This is a genomic window from Catenulispora rubra (assembly GCF_015356825.1).
Lineage (GTDB): Bacteria > Actinomycetota > Actinomycetes > Streptomycetales > Catenulisporaceae > Catenulispora > Catenulispora rubra.
Genome location: NZ_JAACYW010000058.1, coordinates 15,041 through 37,288 on the forward strand (window position 1 = coordinate 15,041; position 22,248 = coordinate 37,288).

A 22,248-nucleotide genomic window follows, 5' to 3' on the forward strand; every position below is an offset into this window, starting at 1 on the left:
CCGGCAACCGAGAACGGAGGACGTCATGTGGAAAGTCATCGCCCGCCGGCTGGCGCTGGCCATACCCCTGCTCTTGGTCGTGCTGACCGCGACGTTCCTGTTGCAGCAGCTGATTCCCGGCGACCCGGCGGCCTTCGTCCTGGGCAGCTCGTCGACCGCCGATCAGCGGACGCAGCTCGACGCGTCCTTCGGGCTGCACCGTCCACTGCCGGCGCAGTACTTCTCGACGTTCGGGCACGCGCTGAAAGGCGACCTGGGCAAGTCCTGGACGAGCGGAGAGTCCGTGGCGCACGCGGTGGCCACGGCGCTGCCGGTCACCTTGTCGCTCGCGGTCCTCGCGACGCTCCTCACGTTCGTCCTGGGCACGGCCTTGGGGATGCTGGCGGCGGTGCGCCAGGGCGGACGCGTGGACAGGGCCGTGCAGCTGGCCGCCGCTACCGCCAGCGCGATCCCCGGCTTCTGGGTCGCTATCGGGCTGGTGTTCCTGTTCGCCATCAAGGCCGGCGCCTTTCCGGCGACGGGATACGTCCCGCTGTCCCAGTCGCCGGGACTGTGGCTGCACTCGCTGGTCCTGCCGGTCGTCGCGCTGGCGCTGGCTCCCCTGGGACCGGTCGTGCTCCAGGCGCGCAGCGCGATGGTCGACGTGCTGGGCCGGGACTACATCAGATCACTGCGGGCCCTCGGCCTGCCGCCGTGGCGCATCGTCCTCAAGCATGCGCTGCGCAACGCGGCCGCTCCGGTGGTGACCACGATGGGGTTCAACCTGATCGGGCTTCTGGCCGGCACGGTCCTGATCGAGCAGGTGTTCAGCCTGCCGGGGCTCGGCAGTGTGCTGCTGACCGGAGTGCTGGGCCACGACGTCCCGGTCGTCCAGGGAGTCGTGGTGTTCTTCGCGGTCGCCGTGGTCGTCGTCAACCTCGCAGTCGACCTCCTGGTCGCGCTGCTCAACCCGAAGGCGCGGCAAGCATGAGCGCTTCTGTCTCACCGCCGAGCTCACCCGTGGTGAGTCAGGGCACACCGATGCAGGCCGCGCCTTCGAAGTCCGCGACGCCGTCCGCTCGCGCCGCTCGGGCACTGCGCAGTTCCCCGGCAGCGCTGCTCAGCCTCGCTTGGCTGGCCGTGCTGGTGATCGTCAGCGTGTTCGCCGGATATCTCGCACCGGAGAACCCGCTGACCCAGCACCTCACCAGCCTGCTCCAGACACCGTCCGGCGCGCACCTGCTCGGCACCGACAGTCTCGGGCGCGACATCCTGTCGCGGCTGATGCACGGCGGCGGCTCGATCCTGTGGGGCGCGGTCGAAGCGTCGGTGATCGCCGTCGCCATCGGCGTTCCCGCCGGATTGACCAGCGGATACCGCGGCGGGGTCGTGGACGCGGTCGTCTCCTGGTTCTGCGATCTCGCCTTCGCGGTGCCCGCCTTCGTCGTCCTGGTGGCCGCGGCGGTCATCTACCCCGACAACACGGCGCTGCTGATGGGCGTGCTCGGCGTGATCATGGCCGGATCGGTGACCAGACTGGTGCGCAACTCCACGCGGGTCATGCGCAACGAGTTGTTCGTCGACGCCGCACGGGTCTCGGGCCTGTCCCGACGCTCGATCATCCGTCGGCACATCCTGCCCGGGGTCCTCGCACCGATGGTCATGCTGTCGGCGACGAACACCGCGACCGGCGTGCTGGTGCTGGCGTCGCTGTCGTTCCTCGGTCTGGGCGGATCGCCGGAGTCGCCGTCGTGGGGTCAGATGATCTATGAGGCGTCGCAGAACATCGCCGTCGACCCCTGGCTGATGGTGGCGCCCGGGGCGGTCTTGGTCCTGACTGTCATGGCGTTCAACGTCATCGCGAACACGATGCGCGACTCGCTGCCCGGCAGCCGAAGCGCGATCGCCCCGGCGCGGGCCGTGCCGCGGGTCGGACGGCCCGCCACCGATGAGAGCTCCGCGCTCGACGTGTCGGGGGAGGCATCGGTTCTCGCTGTCGACGGGCTCGTGGTCGGCTTCCCGATCGGCGGTCGGCTACGGCCGGTGGTGGACGGTGTCAGCCTTCGGATCGCGCCCGGCCGGACGCTGGGTGTGGTCGGGGAGTCGGGCTCCGGCAAGACGGTCACCGCGCTCTCGGTTCCGGGTCTGCTGGCAGCGCCGGGGCAGATCATGGCGGGGACGGTCCGCTTCAACGGATCGCTGCTCACCGGCCGCACCGAGCGGCAGCTGCGACGGGTACGCGGACGCGGCATCGCCTACGTCGCGCAGGAGCCGATGGCCGCGCTCGACCCGTCGTTCACCATCGGCAGCCAGCTCGCCGAGGCCGTCCGGCATTTCGGGACCGCTCGCCGTGCGGCTCCCGCCCGCGTCCGGCAGTTGCTCGCCGAGGTCGGGATCAGCGATCCGGGCCGCGTCGCCAAGTGCTTCCCGCACCAGATCTCCGGCGGCATGGCGCAGCGGGTCGCGATAGCGCTCGCCCTGGCCGGCGACCCGTCCCTGATCATCGCCGACGAGCCCACGACCGCGCTGGACGTCACTGTGCAGGCAGCGATCCTCGACCTGTTCCGCGATCTGATCGGCGGCGGTCGGCGGAGCCTGCTGCTGGTCACGCACGATTTGGGTGTCGTCGCAGACCTTTGTGACACCGTCGCGGTGATGTACGCCGGCCAGATCGTCGAGCAGGGGTCCACCGCCGACGTGCTGAGCGCCCCGCGCCATCCGTACACCGCGGCGCTGCTGGCGTCGATGCCCGCTTCCGGTGGTGACGATCGGCTGCGCACGATCGACGGGACAGTGCCCGCGCCCGACATGTGGCCCGGCGGCTGCCGGTTCGCCGACCGCTGTCGGCTGGTCCAGGACTCGTGCCGCCAGGCGCCGGTTCCGCTGCGGGAACCGGTCCCGCTCGACGATCACGGCCTCGACCCCGACCCCACCGCCCGGCTCACCCGGTGCCTGCGCAGCGACGCCGTCGAAAAGGAGTTCACGCGATGACCGCATTGCTGGAAGTCGAGAACTTGTCGGTGCACTACGGACGATCCCGTCGACGGCCGGGACATGCTGCGGTCGACGGAGTCAGCCTCACCGTCGGACCGGGAGAGGCCGTCGGACTGGTCGGTGAGTCCGGGTCGGGGAAGACCACGATCGGCCGCGCCATCCTCGGACTGGCCGCCCCGACCGGCGGGAGTCTCCACTTCGACGGCGCCGACGTCACAGACGTCCCGGCCGAGAAACGCGCCGGCCAGGCTGCGGATCTGCAAGTGATCTTCCAGGATCCCTACGGATCACTCAATCCCTCCCGAACCATCCGCCAGATCCTCACCGAACCGCTCACCGCACGCGGAGCGCTGACCCGCGAGGCCGCGAACCAGCGGGTCGGGCGGCTTCTGCACCAGGTCGGCCTGCCCGCAGACGCGCTCGACCGCTATCCCGCCGCGTTCTCCGGCGGTCAGCGACAACGCATCGCGATCGCCCGCGCTCTGACCAGCGAACCCAAACTCGTCATCTGTGACGAGCCGGTCAGCGCGCTCGACGTGTCGACGCAGGCCCAAGTCCTCAACCTCCTCGCCGACCTGCGCTCGGAGCTGGGCCTGGCCTACCTCTTCATCGGCCACAACCTCGCAGTTGTGCGCAACGTCTGCGACCGCGTCGTCGTCCTCTATGAAGGACGCGTCATGGAGAGCGGACCTGCGGCCGAACTGATCGTGACTCCTCTGCACCCTTATACGCGCGCGTTGGTCGCAGCCGCACCGGTGGCGGACGTCGCCGCTCAGCGTCTGCGCCGTGAAGCTCGCCGGGCGACTCTTGCGGCGGCACCAGACCTTTCCGAACCCGTCGCGGGCTCGTCGTCCTGCCCCTTCGCGTCGCGTTGCCCCGACGCCGAGACCGTCTGCGGGCTGCGGCGACCCCGTGTCTTCACAGTCGGCGCTTTCACCGTGGCGTGCCACATGTACGACCGGGACTCCGGCCACACTCAGATCCGCGACTAGCGCGTCCCACCAGGAGGCATCGATGACCACCATCCACGGCTTCGCCGACGAAGGATTCGGACCGGTGGCCGACGCGTTCGCCGAGAACTTCCGCCTCGGTACCGAACTCGGCGCCGCCTGCGCGGTCTACCACCACGGCCGACTCGTCGTCGACCTGCACGCCGGCGTCGCCGACGACCGCACCGGCCGGCCCTGGACGGACGACACGCTCACCGTCGGCTTCTCGGTCACCAAAGGGCTGATGGCATTGTGCGGCCACCTTGCGAGGCAGCGCGGCCTGCTGGATTTCGACGCGCCGGTCGCCTCGGTCTGGCCGGAGTTCGCGGCCGGCGGCAAGCAGGACATCGCCATCCGTGATCTGTTCAGCCATCGGTCCGGCTTGATGGCCCTGGACGTCGATCTCACCATCGACGACGTGGCCTCGTGGTTCCCCGTCATCCACGCGATCGAAGAGCAGAAACCGCTCTGGGAGCCCGGGACGACCTTCGCATACCACGCACTCATGTTCGGCTGGCTGACCGGAGAGGTCCTGCGACGCGTCACGGGACTGCGGCCGGGCCCGCTCATCGCCGACTACCTCACCGGCCCGCTCGGCGCCGACGCCTGGATCGGACTGCCCGAGTCCGAAGCATCGCGCGTCGCTTACCTGGCTGCCCCGCCTGCGGCGCTCTCCTCGGCGTGGGTGGAAATGGCACTCGCGCTGCCGACTGTGGTCCGCTCAATGACGCTCGGCGGGGCCTTCCCGCCGCTTTTGATCGACGACCGGCATCCGTCGGACTTCAACTCCCGGGTCGTGCAGGCCGTCGAGGTGCCCGCCGCCAACGGCATCATGAGCGCTCGGGCCCTGGCGCGGATCTATTCGGCGGCGGTCTCCACCACCGATGGCCGCCCCAAACTGCTCGACGACGCGAGCATCATGGACGCCTTGACCGTCCGATCGATCGACAACCCGTGGCCCGGCGCACTCACCCCGCCGGGTATGCGGTTCTCCACTGGATTCCTGACCAATGGCATCCCGCACCGTCCGTTGCTTTCCGACGCGTCCTTCGGACACGACGGCGCCAGCGGCAGCCTGGGCTACGCCGACGCGGACCACGAGATCGGCTTCGGCTACGTCAACAACAGCCTCGCCGGTGCCGTCGACGGCCGTGCCAACCGGCTGACCGCCGCATTGCGCTCCAGCATGGGGCTTTAGTGGTTGTCGACACCAAGCGTGGTCCTTATGCCAAAGGCCTGGCCCGCCGGGCTCAGATCCTGGAAGCTGCCTTGGCCGCCTACGCCTCGTCCGGACCGCAAGGCCCGTCCCTGCGCAGCATCGCCGACACCGTCGGCCTCACCGAAGCCGGCGTCCTGCACTACTTCGACAGCAAAGACGAACTCCTCGTCGAAATCCTCGCCGCCCGCGACCGCGCAGACGTCGCGGCCTTCGACCTCACCACCCTCGAAGGCGCCTGGGCCCTGCTCGAACACGCCACGCACACCCCGGGCCTGGTGAAGCTGTTCCTCGACATGACCGTGGCCTCGGCGTCGGCCGACCATCCCGCGCGCGAGCTGATGCAGCGAAGAGCACACACCATCTTCGACATCATGGGCCGGTTCTACTCCGAGGACGAGCCGTGGAAGCCGAGAGTCATGCTGGCCGCGGCTGAGGGACTGCAGATCCAGTGGCTGCGCGATCCGTCCGTCGACATCGTCGCCGACCTCAGGCTGCTGCACGAACAGCTGCTCGGCTGTCCCCGCGAGCGTCCGTACACGAAAGGAGCGTGATGTGGCCGCGAGCCACTACCGCAGCAATCTGCGAGACATCCATTTCAACCTGTTCGAGGTGTTCGGGACTGGAGACAGTTTGGGCCGTGGGCCGTTCGCCGAGCTCGACGCCGCCACCGTACGCGACATCCTCAGCGAGGCCGAGCGCCTTGCCGTCGGACCGGTCGCGGCATCGTATGCCGAGTCGGACTGCAACCCTCCCGTCTACGACCCAGCGACGTGCAGCGTGTCGATGCCGGATGCGTTCAAGGCTTCTTACCAGGCATATATGGCAGCCGAGTGGTGGCGACTGGATATACCGGCCGCCCTGGGCGGCACCGGTGCGCCGCGCGCGTTGTGGTGGTCGATCGCGGAACTGATCCAGGGCGCCCAGGCCCCGGTCTTCATGTTCGGATCCGGACCGGGCATGGCCGGCCTGCTGTGGCGGTTGGGCACCCCGGCCCAGCGGCGCGTCGCCCAGATCATGATCGAGCGGCGCTGGGGCGCGACGATGGTGCTGACCGAGCCCGACGCGGGCTCCGACGTCGGGGCCGGGACCACGAAGGCGACGGCACAGCCCGACGGCAGCTGGCACATCCAGGGCGTCAAGCGGTTCATCACCTCCGGCGAGCACGACCTGGAGGAGAACATCGTCCACTTCGTCTTGGCCCGACCCGACGGCGCGGCCCCGGGTACCAAGGGCCTGTCGATGTTCGCGGTGCCCAAACACCGCAGTGTTCCCGCGTTCGAAGGAGATGTAGCCGCCCAGGAGATATGCCGTCCTTTCTATAGCCGGCCACTGCTCCGCTCTTCAGCAGGTCATCGCCTACTCGATGTATTGGGCCGCGCGCACTGCCGGCGCCTGCATCGGCCAGTGCGATGTTCAACTCTGCTCCCCGCCCTTGATGAGTTCTTTGCGGGATAGAACGCCGAGTTTCCGATAGGCCTTGTTCAGGTGGTAGCCGACTGTGCGGGGGCTGAGGAACAGGCGGGCCGCGATCTCCTTGTCGGAGAGGCCCTCGGCGGCCAGGCCGGTGATCTTGCTTTCCTGCGCGGTGAGGCCGCCGGCCGCGATGCTCTCGGGCGTCCTGCGGGGTTTCGTTGCTTCCAGTTCGGTGGCCGCCCGGTCCGCCCAGGGGCGGGCTCCGAGGGATTCGAACGCTCCAAGGGCGGCCGACAGATGGGTGCGGGCGTCGGCTTTGCGCCGGACGCGGCGCAGCCATTCACCGTAGAGGAGTTCGGTGCGGGCGTGTTCAAAGGGGCGTGAGTCGGTCCGATGGAGCTCGAGCGCCTCCAGATAGAGATGCTCGGGTTTCTCCGAGATCAGGGCTTTGCAACGGTTGACCAGCGCGTCGACAGACGGCTGTCGGATCTGCGCGGCCCAAAGCTCCAGACGCTTGGTGGCAGGAATCGCGTCGTCGTGACGGTCGAGGCGGACGAGGGCTTCTACGACGTCCGGCACACTGTGGATGGCCGGTGTGTCGAAGCTGCCGACGCCGTAGGCACGGAAGTCGAGGCGCCGCACGGCGGAGTCTGCGCGGCCGGCTGCCAGGTCCTGAACGGCGAGTGCCCATTGCGGCCAGCTGTTTCCCGGCATGGTGTGCTCGGTGACCGGGCTGCCGAGTGCCTCGCCGGCCGCCTCGAGGCAGCCGGCCTCATCGCCTTCGACTGCGGCCAGGTAGGCCAGCGTGCCTACGGCGTGCCGGAGCCATTTGCCCAAGCCGACATCGCGTGCCAGGTCCAGCGCCTCTGCGGCACAGGACCGGGCCGCCTTGTGTTCGCCGAGCAACAACTCGCAGCTCGACTGAAGGCACAGCATCGCGACGAGCCAACCGATCCGCCCGCTCAGCCGGCTCTCCTCGGCCATCGCGGCCACCACGTCCCGAGTCGGGCGTTCCTGGCCTGCGACAAGCCCGCCGACCGCGATGAACGACAGATCGTAGGGGCAACGCACCGAGGCCTGCCGAGCCTCGGCGATGGTCTGGCCGGGCGGCGGCATATCGGCGGTCGACCAGCCCGCGGCCAAGGCGGTCATCCAGACCAGAAAACGATGGACTGATGCCATCGGGTCGCGCTCCGGCAAACGCAACGCCGACAGTCGCTCGTTGGTGACGGCAAGCAGTTCGGGATCGCCGACGGACCACGCGGCGTTGGCCGCGGTCAGGTGCATCCGCAATTCCTGATGCGGATCCGTGCCTGCGATATGGACCGCGCCCTCGGTGAGCAGCGCATGGGCCGAACGTGGCCGGCCCTGCTTGAAATCGGCCGTCGCGCGGACTCGGGCGATCCTGGCGCGCAGTTCGGGCTCGCTGGGGAGTCGCGCGGCCTGCTCCGCCGCGGCCCGAGCGTCGTCGAGCCGAGCGGTCTCTGAGGCCATCTCGCCAGCCAGGGTGAGCCGTCGCGCCTTGTCCACCAGGACCGAGCTCAGCCGTGCGGCTTGGCTGTACGCTGCCGCGGCGGCCTCGTATCCACCGCGCTCGCGGGCACGTCTGGCGGTGTCTTCGAGCTCGGCCGCCACCCGGTCGTCGAGTCCTGTCGCGGCTTTTGCGCGGTGCCAGGCGCAACGATCCCGGTCTCCGGGGTCGGTGAGCGCGGCGGCGAGAGCGGTGTGCGCGGCGATCCGCGCCGACAGCGGTGCGGACTGGTAGACGGCGGCGTGCACGATGGGTTGACCGAACGCGATCCCGGTGCCGGTGAGCGTGATCAGGCCGGCGTGTTCCGCGATTTCCAGATCGGCGAGCGCGGCGCCGGATGCGCGCAGGACGACGCCGAGGTCTCCTGTGCCGTCCGCTGCGGCGATCAGTAGCAGTAGACGTGTTTTGTCGGGCAGCACGCGAAGACGTTCCTCGAACGCCGAACGGAGCCGGCGGGTCAATGGCATATCGGCTTCCTGCGGCTGGAGCTCGAGCAGAGCCAGAGGGTTGCCTGCGGAAGCCTTCAAGACTCGCAGGCGTGCCGCGCCTGCCAGATCGGGACGGTGCCGGGCCAGCAGCGAGGCGGCACCCTGTTCGCTGAGCGGTCCGACGTCGATGATCCGCACAGAGCACTCGCGCGGATCATCGTCCCGCGTGGCGATGAGCAGGACGATGCCTTCGGCGTCGAGCCGGCGGGCGGCGAAGTACAGCGCCTGCATGGAGGCGTCATCGAACCAGTGCGCATCGTCGAGCAGACACAGTAGCGGGCCGTCTTCGGCCGCAGCAGCCAGCAACGACAGAACCGCGAGACCGAGCAGGAACCGGCTGTCCGGATGGTCGATGCCGCCGGTGCCGAAGACCGATCCGAGCGCCGCTCGCTGTCGTTCTGGGAGTACGTCGAGATAGCCGAGCAGCGGTCGCATGAGCAGGTTCAGGCCTGCGTACGGCAGGTCGCGCTCGGCTTCGATGCCGTCTGCGCGTAGGATCCGTGCCCAGCCCGGCTGCTCCAGCGTGTATTCGAGCAGGGCGGTCTTGCCGATACCGGCCGGGCCGCGGACACAAAGCGCACCGCTGCGTCTTTCATGTGCCGCCGCGAGGAGCTCGTCGATCGCCGCCCGTTCGGCATCACGCTCGATCACCATGCGCTCGATCTTATGGAACTACCTAATGCATGACAGATTCCGCCCGCGTCCGTGGCTCGTAGCGTCGTGCCCGGCCCGAGCGCTCTCATCGACCTGATCGAGGGAACCGCGGCGGGATCCCAGAGCCCTGTGATTTCGAAGGACGAGAACGACTGAGAGGTTTCCCATGTCCAACAACACCTCCCCGCCGCGACGCTGGCGCCTCGTGCTGGCGGCGGCGGTGAGCGCGGGAGTGCTCGCCGTCGCCGTCGGTACCGGTGCCGCCGCCTCCGCCGAGCCGGTGAGCAGTCCACATACAGCGGGAACTCCTCTGGCCGGTTTCCATGACGGATACGTGACCAACGACGGGATCCGGATCCACTACGTCACCGGTGGTCACGGCCCCGCGCTCGTCCTCCTACATGGCTGGCCGGAGACCTGGTACGCATGGTCGGGTCTGATGCCGTCGCTAGCTCGGGACCACACAGTGATCGCTCTCGACCTACGAGGGCTCGGCAACTCGGACCCGGCTGGGTCCGACGCGGGCTCCTACGAGGCCCTGACGCTGGCCACCGACGTACACGCAGTCGTCCACCACCTCGGCTTCACCACCACACAGGTGGTCGGCCACGACTGGGGCGGCGCGGTCGGTCTCGCCTACGCGGTCGAATATCGGGCTGAGGTCGCCAAGCTAGCCGTGATAGAAGCACCGCCCACCACCGACTATCTCAACACCGTGAAGCAGAACCCGGGAATCCTTTGGTGGGACTGGTTCATCAATGGCCCGCAGGCCGGCGTCGCTGAGGAACTCGTCGAACCCGCCCCCGGGGTCTTCTATAACTCGATCTACCACGGCGCGCTACCCGCCGCGACCGTCGACCGCTACCTTGCCTCCTATAGTCGGCCCGCTGTCACCCACGCCGGGTTCGAGTACTTCCGGCAGCAAGACCAAGGCGAGACCGAAGTCGACCAGCTCATTGCCGAACACGGCAAGCTGACCATCCCCGTGCTCGGCGTCGGCGGCCAGCACAGCATGGGTGCGCAGATCGGCCGAGACATGGCCCGGGTCGCCGACTACACCGCCACCGCGGTCGTTCCCGGCGCCGACCACTGGGTCATGGAGGAGCAGCCTGACTATGTGCTGCAGCTCTTGAATAGCTTCTTCGACAGGTAGGGCCAACCGGGACTCGGCCTTCGTCGTCGGCCCGTTCAAGGGTCGCATCCTGGACGAAAAGCCCTGAGACCAACTGGCGTCTAGTACATAGAGAGGGCCTCCTGCGTAGTACCGGATATGTACCTGGTGATCCATCCCAGCTGAAAGGCCTGGCCAGGGCCCGTGACGTCGTGACCTCATGGCGTCACGAGCTCACGGTGTCGTCGGCCCACACCCCGATCTCGATCAGAGCGTTCTCGTCTCCGCATGGCCGAATCTACGCCGGCTGCTGGTCGCCGAGGGCGCGCTGATTGGAGATCTCGGCTCGTTGTTCAGCTGAGTCCGCCGGAGCCACGCGGATAAGCATGTGAACGCCCGGGGCCGTCGTAACTGGCCCCGGGCGTTCTGCTAGTCGGCGATGGTACGAAGGCCGGCGGCAGCGCTCTGGATGGTTTCGATCACCTCGTCAAGGCTGGCGACGGCGGCCCAGGCATCCCCGCTTGCCTCCTCCGCTTCATCTCCGTTAAGGGTGCTGATCCATCCAGCGGCGCTGTCAAGGAAGTCGCGGAGCGGAGCGAGGGGACCGTCAGAATCGGCAAGGGAGTCCAGGGTATTGGCGACGTAGTCCGCACGATCACTCAGCATGGATTCGCTGAGCCGCCGAAGAGCGGCGGTCGCGTCGGCGATGGGGCCGGCTGTGTCAGTCACGCGAGAATCCTTCCCGACCAAATGGCGGGGAATCTGGCGTAGGCCGCAGCGCAGGATTGTGCGCGGACACGCCTGCGTGCCGCTCGGCACGACGTGCCATGGTGACGCTTGGACGACCAGGCCCCAAACAGGCCACGCCATCGCAACGAAGGAGTTGATGGCGACGGACACTCCACTCGCCGACCAAGGAGCGTCCGAAGGAGTGTCCGACAGGCGTGAGCGTTCCTACCTGCCCGTTTCCATCATGCTGGGAGACAGTCCAATCCATATCGCCGGGTTGGGGTAGGTGCTTGCGCGCCAAGTTCATCAGGGTTCGAATGTACTTCTGACCTCGCCGGGGCGACATCCAGACAGCTTGGCAGGCTTTGACTGGGTTCTGTCAGGTTCGAATGCAATCAGCGTAGGGGTAGCCGGGTCAGCATGGCCCGATGGCCTGGACCTCTGTGTGAAGTGCTGGGAGACGGACAACCCGAGCGGAGGCGTCGGTGACGGCCCTGACGGTCCTCCTCGCCCGGAAGGGCCTGCGGGCCCGTGGCGATACGCGCCGCGGACCCGCAGGGTGGGGGGAGGGACGATCTAGCAGTTGTGGATGTCGCTCGTTGAGGAGGCGAGCACCACGTCGAGCAGACCGAGCGCCTGGATGTGCACGGCGTTGACGGTCAGCGACCCCGGGCCCTGGATCTGCTCGTTGAGGGTGATGGTGATCCCGAGGATCGAGATCTTGGTGTTCGGGCCCGGGTGCAGGTTGATGTTCAGCGGGATGCCGCCGACCGAGATCGACGCCACCGTGGCGTCACCGGTCGATCCGGTGCACATGGTCTTCGACGTCGATGTCACCGCCCCGATGTTGATGACCGGCAGTCCCAGCACGCCGATGTGCGCGTTCTGCGCCGAGGCCTTGGCTGTGGAGGCGCCCGGGTTCACCGCGGTGTCGACGCTCGCGCACAGCGTGCCGGCGCTGATCAGGCCGCTGATGGTGACGACGCAGGGCGGCGCCACGTGCTCGGCCGTCGCGGTCTGCACCGGTCCGGCCTCCGGCGTCTTGGAGATGCCCACGAGGCCGCTCGACGCGATCCCGTAGGCGTCACCGGTCATGTAGGTGAAGCCGACGGTGACCGTTGCCGCGGTGGCCGGGAGGTAGTAGGCGTCTCCGGCGAACACGGCCGAGGCCGGCACGCTGGTCGTCGAAGAGGGCTGGTTCACCGACGCGATGGTGCACGCCGCCGCGCCGGTGTTGTCGGTGGTGCCGGAGCAGCTCTGCGCCGAGGCGGAGCCTAGGGTGAACGTGACCGTCCGGTTGGCTATCGGCCCGGCGCCGTCCTCGGTCAGCGTGCCGGACATGGTGAAGGGCTGGCCGTTGGCGGCTTTCGTGCTGCCGGTGTAGACGAGTGACGTCTCCTCGTGGGTGACGGTGAAGGCGCCGCTCGCGGAGCTGGCGAGGTCGGACGCGTCACCGCCGAAGGAAGCCGTCAGCGTGTACGTCCCGGCGGCCTCGCCCGGGGTGATCGAGCAGCTCGCCGTGCCGGTCGCGTCGGTCGTGCCCGAGCACGTCTGGGCGCTGTTCAGCGTGAATGCGACGGTCTGGCCGGCGATCGGGCCCGAGCCGTCGGTCAACACCGCGGACACCGTGGCGGGGTCGTCGAAGTCGCTGGTCCCGGTTCCGGTGATGGTCACCGTCGACGCCCGCTTGACCCAGGTGACCGTCACGGTGTTGGAGGTGATGGTCCCCGCCGGGTTGGTCGTGGTGGCGACGACCGAGTCGGACCCGAGGACACTGCCGCTGTAACTGAACGACGCCACCCCGTTGATGTCGGTCGCTGCGTCACCCGAGGCCGAGTTCGCGCCCGAGGCCGCGAAGTGGATGGAGGCGCCCTGCAGCGCGGTGCCGCAGGTGTTGGTCAGCGTGGCCTGGACTGTTGCGGTCGAGCCGATTTCGGCGGTCTGGCTCGGCGGCGCCAGGCTCAGGATCGCACCCGGGCACGCCGTGCTGCCGATCGAAGTCCACTGGGTGGACTCGTTGCCCTGGCACGCCTTGTCGTAGCCGCCGGTGTTCAGGACCTGCCCGCTGTCCGTGAAGGTCTGCGCGACGCCGTCGATCGTGGCGCTCACCACCGGGATGATGCCGTCCTGGCTGGGACAGCCCGGGAGGAACCCGATATCGGAGCTGTCGAACGTGGTGCCCGAGGGGGTGCAGTTGTTGGCGAAGTTCGCGTCCAGCTGCGTGTAGATGAGCTGGCCGCCGTTCGCGGGTATCGAATGGTCGTGCCAGAGGCTGAAGGTGCAGGGGCCGACCTTGGCCGACACGGAGCCGACCGACACCGGCAGCGGGGAGTTGTTGACGATCCGGATCGCCCCGGAGTCGTAGGTGCACCCGGTGCACCCGTCAATGGTGACGCCCGGCGCTCCCGCCCACGGCGTCGGGAAGTTGGTCGGGTTCGCGCGCAGGTTGTCGGCGTACCCGACGAAGACCTGGACGCTGGAAGGGGCGTGGGTAGTGACGTTGGAAGCGGCGTTGGAAGCCGCGTCGGCCTTGACCGACGGTAGGAATACCGCCATCAGCACCAGCGCCAGCACGCCGAGCAGCGCCGTCGTCCGGCGCAGCCCGTGCCCGATGTTCGACATCCGCGTACTCCTTAGAAGGAGACTGTGAGGGACCCCGTGCGCGGGTGACTTTATGCGAACCCTGATTCACTGTCAGTGCTGGCGAAACGTGGCGTAACCTGGCACTTCGTTGCTGGACATACGTGCGATGACCCATCGCCGCTGCGGAATTCGCGAGCGCCGGCTACTATCCGCGGACGTAGTGCGGGCAGCAGTATCACCGCTACCCGCGTACCGACGAGGTGTGCAAGTCGTACGCCGTCTTACATCAAGCGACCGTCGGTGTCTCGGACGATCTGCGCAACCACCACGTCGCTGACGGCCGAGGAACCGCCGAACACCGAGACGGTGCCGTTCCACTCGAACAGGTGCCACTGTTCCAGCGGCAGGTCGCCGGACACCTGGTGCGGATCGGTGAGCGCCAGCGGCTGGCCGGCGTTGGCGGCGAAGGCGCCGCCGGCCAGCGCGTCCGGGAAGTTCACGGCCGAGGCCACCGCCGTCGAAGCTCACATCGCCGCCGGGGGTCCTGCCCGGCGGCACGAGGACCTGGGCTTTCTGGACGTCGATGTCCGGCACCTCGATCGAGGACGAGGACGACACCTTGAGCGCTTGGCTGGACGTGTTGAAGAAGTGGAGGCCCCGCAGCGCGACGTCGTGCCGTCCCGCGATGCCGGGTTGGACCATGGCCACGCCCACGCTTCCGCAGATGGCGGCGGCTACGACACGTCGTGCGTACACGATACGAGGTCCCTCGTGTCGCGGCAGCTGGAAGCGGGATCTTGCGGAGCGGGAAGATTCTTTCGATGCCGGGTGTTGCAGTCAACGAGTGGCATCCGTGGCCCGACCGGTGCTAGCGTCTAGGAAGCACCGAGATTCGCCGCAGAGTAGGCACTGGCCACTGTTGACTGCGGCGCTCGCTGCTTCTGACGCAGCAACCCAGTAATCCCGGTCTGCTTGTTCTTATCAGCGGTCCAAAACGCTGCGGGTTTTCCGAGCGCGCCGTGCGCTTTCATCGCCGGCCTGCCACCTCATCAACACTCTGGGATCAATGCCGCGCCGCTTCCTGCGGATCGCGAAGCCGCCGCCAAGGCGGATCCCCCCATGTGAAAGGACTTTTATGTCCGTCCCCACTCTTGAACGTCCCGTCTCCACCCGAGAACATCAGAAACAGGACCTCGTCCCGGTCACCGGGATCGTCGACCGGCAGGACCAAGGCGGTTTTCTGCGCGTCGGCGGCTATCTGCCGGGTCCGGGAGACCTCTACATCCCGCCGGCTTTGATCCGACAGTACGGGCTGCGGCCCGGCGACCTGATCGAAGGCGGTGCGTCGAACAAGCCGGATCGACCGGACAAGGCCGCCAAGGCCGATCCGCTGATGCGGGTCGACACCGTCAACGGCCTGCTCGCGCGGCCGGGCATGGTCCGGCCGCAGTTCGCCGCGCTGACCCCGGTGCATCCGCGGCAGCGGCTGCGGCTGGAGTCCGCGCCCGGGCCCGGGCAGCTGATCACCCGGGTCGTGGACCTGCTCACGCCGATCGGCAAGGGCCAGCGCGGCCTGATCGTCGCTCCGCCGAAGACCGGCAAGACGGTGCTGTTGCAGGCGCTGGCGAAGGCCGTCACGCGGAACCACCCCGAGTGCCATCTCATGGTCGTGCTCCTCGACGAGCGGCCCGAGGAGGTCACCGACATGCAACGCTCGGTCGACGCCGAGATCCTCGCCTCCACCTTCGACCGCCCGGCGCACCAGCACATCGCGATCGCCGAACTGGCCGTCGAGCGTGCGAAGCGCCTGGCCGAGCAGGGTCAGGACGTCGTCATCCTGCTCGACTCCATCACCCGGCTGTGCCGCGCGCACAACGCCAATGCCAAGTCCGGCGGCCGCACCCTGACCGGCGGTGTCGACGCGTCCTCAGTCGCCGCCCCCAAGCAACTCTTCGGTACCGCCCGCAACCTCGAAGAGGGCGGCTCGGTGACCATCATCGCCACCGCCCTGACCGACACCGGCTCCCGCGCCGACGACTACTACTTCGAAGAGCTGAAGGGCACCGGCAACATGGAGCTGCGGTTGGACCGCACTCTGGCCGACCGCCGTGTCTTCCCCGCCGTCGACATCGCCGGCTCCAGCACCCGCCGCGACGAGCTCCTGGTCCCGGCCGACGAACTGGATGCCATGTGGCGCCTGCGTCGGGTGCTGCGGGGGCAGAGCAACCAGCAGGGCATGGAAGTCCTGCTGGAACGTCTCAAGCAAACTTCCGGGAACAGCGAGTTCCTGCAGCGGATCCGACAGACGACGCCGTCAGGGTCCTGAGTTTCCGGAGGGCGCCGGATCTTTCTGAAGTCCAACCGCTCATCCTCAGGGAGAGTGCGCTCCGGGTTCTCGGCGTGGCCGATCGTTGCCACCATGCTCGCCCCCCCGACCCGGCGGACGGTGTGGCCGAAGTCCAGGGCCGGCAGCGGCGCCGGGGCTGGTCGAGCCGCCGGAGCCGTCCAGGCACATGCTGCGACCAGGTCAGTGATCCGGCTCCGGCCCTCGTGTCTCGGCCTCGGCGAGCCGGGCCTGGACGCGTCCGACGTCCCGTCGCATGCCCAGGCGCTGGTAGGTCTCCAAGGCCTGATTCAGGTACGCGACGCCCTGGGTGGGGTCGCCGGTGGCGAGGTGGTGGTCGGCGATGCCTTCCAGGGAGATGGCTTCGTCGTCGACTTTGTGGTGTTCCCGGTTCAGGGCCAGGGCCTGGTGGTAGAGCGTGAGTGCGTGGGGGCGGTCACCGAGCGCGGCGACGGTGGCAGCGTAGAAGTTCAGGGCCCAAGCCTCGTTGCCGCGGTTGCCGAGTTGGCGGAAGATCTCCAGGGCCTGGGTCTGGGCCTGTACCGCTCCCGGCAAGTCGCCGGACAGCTGCCGTGCGCGTCCCAGGTGGGTCAGTGCGCCGGCCTCGCCGAGGCGGTTGCCGAGCTGCTGGTAGATCTCCAAGGCCCGCGCCTGGCAGTCCGCCGCCCCGGGGACGTCACCGGACATGAACCGTACCCGCCCCAGGTCGATCAGGGCGGTGGCCTCACCGAGACGGCTACCGAGCAGCATCGGGGTGGCGGGCGGTCGATCCGCTCCTGTTGGACACCGCTGGACATTTCCGGACGCCTCTCAGCACGTCCCGCTGTCCGTCTTCGGTGAGTCCCCTGCTCCGGCAAATGGCCGGGGCCGCCAGGCACATGTGCCTGGCGGCCCCGAGGTGGGCGTTCCCCGCTACTGCGGCAGCGTTGCGGTGTAGAGGTTCTGCACTTGGGTGCTGTTCAGGGCGCTGGTGTAGAGGATGACGTCGCTGATGTCTCCGTTCAGGTAGTCGGTGGGGGTGCCCTGCCAGAGTGCGCCGCCACCGATGGTCATGTTCTGGGCGAAGTTGACTGTCGCGTGGAAGTTGGTGCTGGCAGTCAGGGTGCCGTCGACGTACAGGTAGATCTTCTGCGCCGTGGCGTCGTAGACGCCGACGAGGTGGTGCCAGGAGCCGTATTCGCTTCCGTTCATGACCGGGCCCCGGGCTTCCCAGTCGTTGCCGGTGGTGCCGTCGGCGGCTTGCATGCCGAATCTCCATTGCTGCGAGGAGCGCTGGAATGCGAGTTCGTAGCCGAACTCGTTGGTGCCGTTCTGCGCGACCAGGGATTCGGTGTCGGTACGCGGGCTGCTTGTGAGGTCGACCCATGCCGACACGGTGAAGCTCTGGGTGGTGTCCAGTGGTGCGTTGGTGGTCAGGCCGTTGGGGTCGGGGATGTTGATGGTGGAGTCGGTGCCGTTGAACCGGGCGGCGGTGCGGCTGCCGCGGTCGTTCGCGATGAAGTTCACCGTCGGCGATGGGATGCCGTTGTAGGTGCTGTTGAGGGCGTCGGTGCCGTCGGCGGTCAGGGTGAACCAGTCGCTGGCCCCTGACGGGACCGTCTTCCACGGGGTCGCCGCGGTGATGGTGGTGGCCAGCAGTTGCAGGCCGGCGTCGTTGGGCATCGCGTGGTCGGCGTTGTCGTAGGCGGCGGCCAGCTTGCGGGCGTCGGCGCTGTCGGACAGCACGCTGGTGGCCCCGCCGTCGGCGATGATCGCCCCGGGCAGGTTGCCCGCGGTGGTCCAGGCGCGGATGCCGTTCCAGTAGCCGGGCTCGCCGGTGGCGTTCCAGGTGCCGGCGGTGTCGAACGGGGTCACCGGCACGATCAGCGGGGTGGCGCCGCAGTGCTGGAGGATCTGGCTGATTCCCGACAGGCCGCCTGCGGCGTTGCCTTCTATCGCGACGTCGCTCTGCCCGTCGTGCAGGTCGTTGTCGCCCTCGGCGACCACGACGGTGTTCAGGTTCGGCAGGTCGCAGACGTCGCGGTCCAGCCGGCTCAGCGCCGACGGGCCGCCGGAGCCGAGAGCCTCGTCGGTGAGCAGCCGGTTTCCGGTGGAGGAGACGTTGACCACGCCGGCGGTGCCGGGCAGGGCTTTGGCGATGTAGTCGCTGATCCGGGCGTTGGCGTCGACGGCCGTCTGGTCGCCGTTGCCGATCTGGTCGCCCATGATCGCCAAGGTGCCCAACTGGTACTGGCCGGCGGCCGGGGTCACCTCCACGTCGTCGAGCAGGGCCCAGCCGGTGGCGGTAGTGGTGAAGCCGGTGGCGGCGGAGGCGCCGGTGGCGTTGCCGGCCGCGGTCCACACGGTGGCCCGGGTCGCGGCGTGCGCGGCCACGGTGGCCGCCGAAGGCAGGTCCAGACTGACCAGCAGCGTGGACCCCGAAGGCACGGTGAGACCGGCCGGGTCGGAGTAGACCTGCCCGCCCGGTGGGATCGTCACCGATCCGGAGCCGGCGAAGGTCAGCGCGGTCGGCGTCGCGCTGGTGCCGGCGCCGGTGGACTGCAGGCCGACGCCGGCCGCGCTGATCGTGATCGGCGCGGTGGCGTAGGGGTTGTCCAGGCGGATCCGGGTGCTGGTGCCGCCGATGCTGACGTGCACCGGCATTCGCAGAGTGCCGGCCGGGACGGCAGCGGTGGTGTCCAGTGACGTCGCCCACGAGGCGACATACGCCGAGCCCTTGGTCGCCGGCCGCATCCCGATGGAGAAGATCTTCAGTGAAGACGCGGCGCCTGCGACGCTCGGGCTGACCGCGGGCAGATCGATGCTGGCGACCGGCACGTTCTGGCAGTTCAGCGGGATGATGATGGAGTACAGGCGGTTGGACCGTGCCCCCCAGCCGGTGCTGCTGTTCCACGGCAGGCCGGAGACTGCGGCCCGGTCGGCGGCCGAGGCGCTGGTGTCGCCCCAGTCGGGGACCGGCGCGATGGTGTAGGCCTGCGTGGTGGCGCCGTTGCAGGTGCCGTTGTAGGTGATCTGGCCGGTGCCGCCGCGCGCGGTGTAGGACAGGGATCCGAGCAGTCCGATCGCCGACCCGGTGGCGTTGCCCATGCCGATGGTCTGCCCCGAGGCGACCATGTCGTCCGCCGTCCCGGCGGCCGCGGTGGGTATGGTGAACGGCACTCCGTCGATGGTGATCTTCTGGCCGGGGCCGTAGCCGGCGTTGGCCAGGCCGGTGGCGTCCAGGCTGTTGCCGGACCCGTCGAAGTCGCCGTTGGCGACCGTGGTGCTGTCGGTGATGCCGATGTTGTTGAACCCCGAGGCCAGGTTGGCGTTCGGGTCGGTGGAGCCGGTGTAGCGCACATGCAGGGGGATCAGCCGCAGCTGGTAGACCCCGATGTTGTAATACGGGGACACGGTCGAGCTGGTGCCGGACGCGGTGAACGTGAACCGGTACGCGGTGCCCTTGCTCAGGTTCGCGCCGCCGAAGTCGAACGTGGCCCGAGAGCAGCAGGAGCCTGAGTCGCCGTCAAAGATCTGCGGAAGTGTCTGGGTGGTGCCGGCGATCGGGTTGCCGCTGCCGTCGAGTTGCGTGACGGAGGCTTGGACCTTGCCGTAGTCGGTGGCCTTGGTCATGACGGCCTGTACCGCGTAGTTGCCGGAATCGGCCGGGGTGTCTTTCAGCCACAGCCCGGCGCCGTTGGGTGCGCCCCAGAGCAGGACCTGGTTGTAGGTGCCGTAGGCGTCGGTGACTTGTTGGGGCCCGGTGGCGACGGTGGTGTTGACCGAGGCGTTGGTCAGGCCGGTGGCGGCATCGGCCTGTGGGCTGTTCGGGGAGATGAAGAAGTAGTAGCGGGGCGAGAGGTTGGAGAGGTTCCCGGCCACCGAGACCGATTGGGCGGTCAGCCAGTGCAGGCCCGGGGTGGTGAACGGGTTGTAGGCGCAGCCGGAGCAGTTCAGGCCGAACCCGGACGCGGCGCCGTTGGTGGTGCCCTGGTCCCAGTAGCTGTTGGCGTTGCCGTCGGCGACGATGTGGTACTTGACGACGTGCCCGGAGTTCGCACCGGGGGTGACGTTGAAGGACCCGCCCTGGGTCAGGGTGTTGCCCCAGTCCTCGACCGGGAAGTCGAACGGGGACGTCACGGACGGACTGCCGGGGGTGACCGTGTCGACCTGGAAGGTGCACGCGGCCGAGGTCGCGGGCTGGTTGGCCAGATTGGTGGCGCTGACGGTGACGGTGATGGTGCTGCTGTCGGCCTGGAGCCAGCTCTCGTTGAACCCGGGGGAAGTCCACGGGACCGCGCTGCCGATGCCCGAGGTGTACACGTTCTGCGTCTGTGAAAGTGCCGCGTTGTTGTGGTTGTCGGTGACGTTCGTCCACACCTTGAGGAAGTCCCCGCCGGCGTCGCCGAACACGTTGGCGTGCACCAGCAGCGGGCTGGCGTTCAGGTCGGAGACCTTGCCGGCCCAGCCGCCGCACGGGACGGTGGTGTTGCCGAACGCGACCGAGGTGATCTGCGGGGCCACCGCCGGGGAGGTCCAGGTCACGATGAGATCCGGGGCGTATCCGGCCTTCACCGACTCGAAGATCTTCCACGAGGAGGAGTCGGACTCGTTGTCGGCGCGCAGACCCATCGTGATGTTCGCCCAGCCGCCGTTGGCGGCGTTGGTGACCTGCTGGATGGGGTTCATCGAGACCTGGGCGCCGGGGCAGGAGGAGGTGTATCCGTGGGCGAAGGTCTTGTCGTCCATCTTGTACGCCCAGCTCGGCTCGTTCCGCCAGGTGGTCGACGTGCTGATCGAGCCGGTGGCCCACAGCGACACCGCGGTCCCCGAGCACGACGCCGAGTAGCTGTCGAACAGCAGCAGTGAGGCGCTGCGCACCGTCTTGCCCGAGATCACCCCCAGGCCGTCGAAGTTCAGGAACGACCTGTTGGTCTGGTAGCGGGAGTTCGTCCCATCCCATACGTAGCCGGACCGCAGCGAGGAACCGTTGTTCAGGTAGTTGCTGTCGGGGGCGACGTCCCACACCGTGTCGTAGGCGGCCAGGTGCGTGAAGGAGGTGTCGGGGTCCAGGATCAGCGGGAACACCGCGGCGGGGTTGGCCAGCAGCGAGGCGTCCGGGGTGACGGTGACCGTGGTCGACGCGGCCTTGGCCGGGGCCTTCAAGCCCATCAGCGAGAAGCGGGCACCGCTGGGCGCCTGACCGGGCGCGGCCGCGGCCTCGGTCGCAGAGCCCGACGAGTCCCACATCGTCGGCGCGCCGCCGTGCAGCACCGGTGTGCCCGAAGCGTCCAGCACACTCAGCGATCCGTCGGCGTCGGTGGACATCGTGCCGCCGGACACGTTCACCGGGAAGTTCAGCGCGGCCAGCGCCGGGTTCGCGGCGGCGGCTTTGGTCTTGACCACCAGGACCTGCTGGACGCCGGTGACGGTCGCCGTCAGCTTGAGGTCGACCCCGGGCAGCACCTCCCCATAGGTGGCGGTGTCCCCGGCGATCGTGGGCTTGGGAAGCGTTCCCGGCCAGGAGGCGCGGTAGGTGGTCGAACCGCTGGCCTGGGTCACCATCGGCTGGTTGCCGCCGCCGGAGAACGTCACCGGCGCCGGGACGGCGGCCGGGGACAGGCTGCCGTCGGCCTGCACCTTCAGGCCGGTGTCAACCGGGATCCAGGCGCCGTTGCGCATTATCCGGGTCGGGACAGTGGTCGTCGATGTCGTGAACGAGCCGTCCGGGTTCGCCATTGTCGTCGAGGTCTGCGATGTCAAGGCGTCCACAGCCACCGGCTTGCCGGTCTGACCCGCCTGCGCTTTAGCCGCGGACAGCTTGGCAGGGGTCGTGGAATCCACGGTCGCGGTCTCCGGCCCGGCCGGGTCAGCCGCTGATGATGCAGACTTTGCGGACTGCGGCGCGGACGGTGCCGATGACGAAGTGCCGGGTGTCGGCTGCGTCGGCGACGAACTGGACGACGTGCTGGACGACGTGCTGACGGCCTCGGCCCAGGCCCGGTCAGCGGTTTGGCCGATGCCGACACCGCACGCGGTGGCGACGGCCACTGCTAAAGTGCCGGTTTTGGCTGCCAGCGACCGTATTCGTGTCTTTCTTGACATGACTACCCCCACGGCTCGGAAATGTGCCCGAGAAATGTAACCCCGTGATGCCGCCACATCCACCATCCACCCAGATTTTAGCTGTTCGACGGCGGGTATTTTATCAACGACTTGGCTTTATCTATCCAAG

At 68.4% G+C, this 22,248-nt stretch carries 14 protein-coding genes and 1 pseudogene; 9 read left to right on the forward strand and 6 right to left on the reverse strand.

Going from position 1 to position 22,248, the window contains the following annotated elements; genetic code table 11:
* Nucleotides 1–25 precede the first annotated feature (25 nt).
* From GWK61_RS18470 to GWK61_RS59590, 6 genes and pseudogenes are all read left to right on the forward strand, one after another.
* Nucleotides 26–970 carry an ABC transporter permease gene (locus GWK61_RS18470; protein WP_194909637.1) on the forward strand — a complete coding sequence of 315 codons (945 nt, stop codon included), beginning with the start codon at nt 26–28 and terminating at the stop codon, nt 968–970.
* Nucleotides 967–2,970 carry a dipeptide/oligopeptide/nickel ABC transporter permease/ATP-binding protein gene (locus GWK61_RS18475; protein WP_194909644.1) on the forward strand — a complete coding sequence of 668 codons (2,004 nt, stop codon included), beginning with the start codon at nt 967–969 and terminating at the stop codon, nt 2,968–2,970. The genes GWK61_RS18470 and GWK61_RS18475 overlap by 4 nt, the downstream gene beginning before the upstream one ends.
* The gene (locus GWK61_RS18480; protein ID WP_194909646.1) at nt 2,967–3,965 is read left to right on the forward strand and encodes an oligopeptide/dipeptide ABC transporter ATP-binding protein; all 999 of its coding nucleotides are present in this window, start codon (nt 2,967–2,969) and stop codon (nt 3,963–3,965) included. Before GWK61_RS18475 ends, GWK61_RS18480 begins: the two co-directional genes overlap by 4 nt.
* Nucleotides 3,966–3,987: 22 nt before the next feature.
* On the forward strand, nt 3,988–5,160 hold the full coding sequence (locus GWK61_RS18485) for a serine hydrolase domain-containing protein (protein WP_194909648.1): 1,173 nt from the start codon (nt 3,988–3,990) through the stop codon (nt 5,158–5,160).
* Nucleotides 5,160–5,732, forward strand: a complete 573-nt coding sequence (locus GWK61_RS18490) for a TetR/AcrR family transcriptional regulator (protein WP_194909650.1) — start codon at nt 5,160–5,162, stop codon at nt 5,730–5,732. Before GWK61_RS18485 ends, GWK61_RS18490 begins: the two co-directional genes overlap by 1 nt.
* Nucleotide 5,733: 1 nt before the next feature.
* Nucleotides 5,734–6,441, forward strand: a pseudogene (locus GWK61_RS59590) (acyl-CoA dehydrogenase family protein); the annotation flags it as partial.
* A gap of 153 nt (nt 6,442–6,594) precedes the next feature.
* Here the strand turns inward: GWK61_RS59590 and GWK61_RS18500 are convergent.
* Nucleotides 6,595–9,267, reverse strand: a complete 2,673-nt coding sequence (locus tag GWK61_RS18500) for a LuxR family transcriptional regulator (RefSeq protein WP_194909654.1) — start codon at nt 9,265–9,267, stop codon at nt 6,595–6,597.
* Between the two features lie 166 nt (nt 9,268–9,433).
* On the opposite strand from GWK61_RS18500, the gene GWK61_RS18505 reads away from it, so the two are divergent.
* Nucleotides 9,434–10,420, forward strand: a complete 987-nt coding sequence (locus GWK61_RS18505; RefSeq protein ID WP_194909656.1) for an alpha/beta fold hydrolase — start codon at nt 9,434–9,436, stop codon at nt 10,418–10,420.
* Between the two features lie 387 nt (nt 10,421–10,807).
* Here the strand turns inward: GWK61_RS18505 and GWK61_RS18510 are convergent, their stop codons facing one another.
* The 3 genes from GWK61_RS18510 to GWK61_RS18520 form a co-directional block, all read right to left on the reverse strand.
* Nucleotides 10,808–11,107, reverse strand: coding sequence for a hypothetical protein (locus tag GWK61_RS18510; RefSeq protein ID WP_194909657.1), 300 nt, complete (start codon nt 11,105–11,107; stop codon nt 10,808–10,810).
* A gap of 576 nt (nt 11,108–11,683) precedes the next feature.
* Nucleotides 11,684–13,729, reverse strand: coding sequence for a choice-of-anchor P family protein (locus tag GWK61_RS18515; RefSeq protein WP_194909659.1), 2,046 nt, complete (start codon nt 13,727–13,729; stop codon nt 11,684–11,686).
* A gap of 242 nt (nt 13,730–13,971) precedes the next feature.
* The gene (locus GWK61_RS18520; protein WP_194909661.1) at nt 13,972–14,202 is read right to left on the reverse strand and encodes a cell wall-binding repeat-containing protein; all 231 of its coding nucleotides are present in this window, start codon (nt 14,200–14,202) and stop codon (nt 13,972–13,974) included.
* Between the two features lie 623 nt (nt 14,203–14,825).
* On the opposite strand from GWK61_RS18520, the gene rho reads away from it, so the two are divergent.
* Nucleotides 14,826–16,016, forward strand: a complete 1,191-nt coding sequence (gene rho, locus GWK61_RS18525) for a transcription termination factor Rho (protein WP_194909663.1) — start codon at nt 14,826–14,828, stop codon at nt 16,014–16,016.
* A 201-nt stretch (nt 16,017–16,217) separates the two neighbouring features.
* Here the strand turns inward: rho and GWK61_RS18530 are convergent, their stop codons facing one another.
* Together GWK61_RS18530 and GWK61_RS18535 are read right to left on the reverse strand one after the other, a co-directional pair.
* Complete coding sequence (locus tag GWK61_RS18530; RefSeq protein WP_194909665.1) at nt 16,218–16,721, reverse strand: tetratricopeptide repeat protein; 504 nt, start codon at nt 16,719–16,721, stop codon at nt 16,218–16,220.
* Between the two features lie 225 nt (nt 16,722–16,946).
* Nucleotides 16,947–21,857, reverse strand: coding sequence for a LamG-like jellyroll fold domain-containing protein (locus tag GWK61_RS18535; RefSeq protein WP_194909667.1), 4,911 nt, complete (start codon nt 21,855–21,857; stop codon nt 16,947–16,949).
* On the opposite strand from GWK61_RS18535, the gene GWK61_RS18540 reads away from it, so the two are divergent.
* Nucleotides 21,847–22,158, forward strand: coding sequence for a hypothetical protein (locus GWK61_RS18540; RefSeq protein WP_194909669.1), 312 nt, complete (start codon nt 21,847–21,849; stop codon nt 22,156–22,158). The two genes, GWK61_RS18535 and GWK61_RS18540, sit on opposite strands and share 11 nt — an antisense overlap.
* The last annotated feature ends 90 nt before the right edge of the window (nt 22,159–22,248 follow it).